The organism is Streptomyces sp. NPDC002130, from assembly GCF_040296465.1.
Lineage (GTDB): Bacteria > Actinomycetota > Actinomycetes > Streptomycetales > Streptomycetaceae > Streptomyces.
On sequence record NZ_JBEOXI010000618.1, the window covers coordinates 1 to 2,030 of the forward strand.

The window sequence follows — 2,030 nt, forward strand, 5'->3', positions numbered from 1 at the left end:
TCGGTGTCGGGTCTGCTGGGTACGGCGGGGCAGGCGAACTATGCGGCGGGCAACGCGTTCCTGGACGCGCTGGCGGCGCATCGCCGGGCTGCCGGACTGCCCGCGACCTCCCTCGCCTGGGGCCTCTGGGAGGAGACCAGCACCATCACCGGCCATCTCGCCGAGGCGGACCTGCGCCGCCTGGCGCGCTCCGGCCTGCTGCCGCTGGCCACCGACGACGCGATGACCCTCTTCGACGCCGCACCGGCCACCGGCGAGAGCGTCCTCGCCGTCACCCGGCTCGACACCCGGGCCATCCGCGCTCTGGGCGACCGGGTACCGCCGCTCCTCGCCGGACTCGTCCGCGGGAACAGCGCCCGCCGCCCCGCGGCCTCGGCCGACGCCCCCGCCGGCCGTCCCGAGGGCCGGGGCCTCGCCGAGCGGCTCGCCGCCCTGTCCGCGAACGACCGGGAACGTGCCCTGGTGGACCTCGTGCGCGGCCGGGTGGCCGCCGTCCTCGGACACGCCGACCACACGGCGATCGACGCCGACCGGCCGGTCCAGGAACTCGGCTTCGACTCGCTGACGGCCGTCGAGCTGCGCAACCAGCTCGCCACCGAGACGGGGCTGCGGCTGCCGACCACCCTGGTCTTCGACCAGCCCACGCCGCGGGCGCTCGCCTCGTACCTGGGCGACCGCCTCACCGTCGAGGAGACCGCACCGGACGAGCCGGTGCTCGCGGAACTGGCCCGGCTCGAGGCCGCCATCGAGGCGGCCGCCACGGACGCGTCCGCCCACGGCCGGATCACCGCCCGCCTGCGGGAACTCCTCGCCGCCGCCGACAGCGCGGCCGGGACGCCCGCAGGGACCTCGGCCCAGGACCGGGACGACGACCTGGACGCGGCCACCGACGACGAACTGTTCGCCCTCGTCGACGAGCTGAACTGAGCACCACCGCCCCCCTCAAGCACCGATCACCACACGACACACGGGAGTTGACACACCATGGCGGGCGAGGACAAGCTGCGCGACTACCTGAAGAAGGCCGTCGCCGATGCCCGTGAGGCACGCCGGCAGCTGCGGGACATCGAGGACAGGCGGCGCGAGCCGATCGCGATCGTGGGCATGGCCTGCCGCTACCCCGGCGGCGTGTCCTCGCCCGACGACCTGTGGCGCCTCGTGGCCGACGGCACCGACGCCGTCGGCGGCTTCCCCGGCAACCGGGGCTGGGACGTGGACGGCCTCTACGACCCGGACCCCGACCGCACGGGCACCTCGTACGCCCGCGAAGGCGGCTTCCTCTACGACGCCGACCGGTTCGACCCGGCCTTCTTCGGGATGTCGCCGCGCGAGGCCATGGCGATCGACCCGCAGCAGCGACTGCTGCTGGAGACGGCCTGGGAGGCCTTCGAGCACGCCGGTATCGACCCCACCGCCCTGCGCGGTTCGGACACCGGCGTGTTCACCGGCCAGATGTACAACGACTACGGCTCACGCCCCCACCTGCCGCCGGAGGACTTCGAGGGCTACCTGTTCAGCGGCAGCGCCGGCAGCATCGCCGTCGGCCGGCTCTCGTACACCTACGGCTTCGAGGGCCCGGCGGTCTCCGTCGACACGGCCTGCTCGTCCTCGCTGGTCGCGCTGCACCTGGCGGTGAACGCGCTGCGCAACGGCGAGTGCTCGCTCGCCCTCGCGGGCGGCGTCACGGTGATGTCGACACCGGTGGCCTTCCTGGAGTTCTCCCGCCTGCGCGGTCTGTCCCCCGACGGCCGCTGCAAGTCGTTCGCGGCCGGGGCCGACGGTGTCGCGTGGGCGGAGGGGGCCGGGGTCCTCGTCGTGGAGCGCCTGTCGGACGCGGTGCGCAACGGGCACCGGGTGCTGGCGGTCGTACGGGGCAGCGCGGTGAACCAGGACGGTGCCTCGAACGGTCTGACGGCACCGAACGGCCCGTCGCAAGAGCGCGTCATCCGCCAGGCACTGGCCTCGGCCGGTCTCTCCGCCGCCGAGGTGGACGCGGTGGAGGCGCACGGTACGGGGACGCGGCTGGGTGA

General features: G+C 74.4%; 2 protein-coding genes. Both read left to right on the forward strand.

All coding sequences use genetic code 11. The features are described 5' to 3' along the window. A partial coding sequence (locus ABT116_RS43570; RefSeq protein ID WP_351646329.1) for a beta-ketoacyl reductase occupies nt 1-927 on the forward strand: 927 nt, incomplete at its 5' end. Between the two features lie 87 nt (nt 928-1,014). Next, nucleotides 1,015-2,030 (forward strand): beta-ketoacyl synthase N-terminal-like domain-containing protein (locus ABT116_RS43575; protein WP_502984052.1); only part of this gene is annotated, 1,016 nt, incomplete at its 3' end.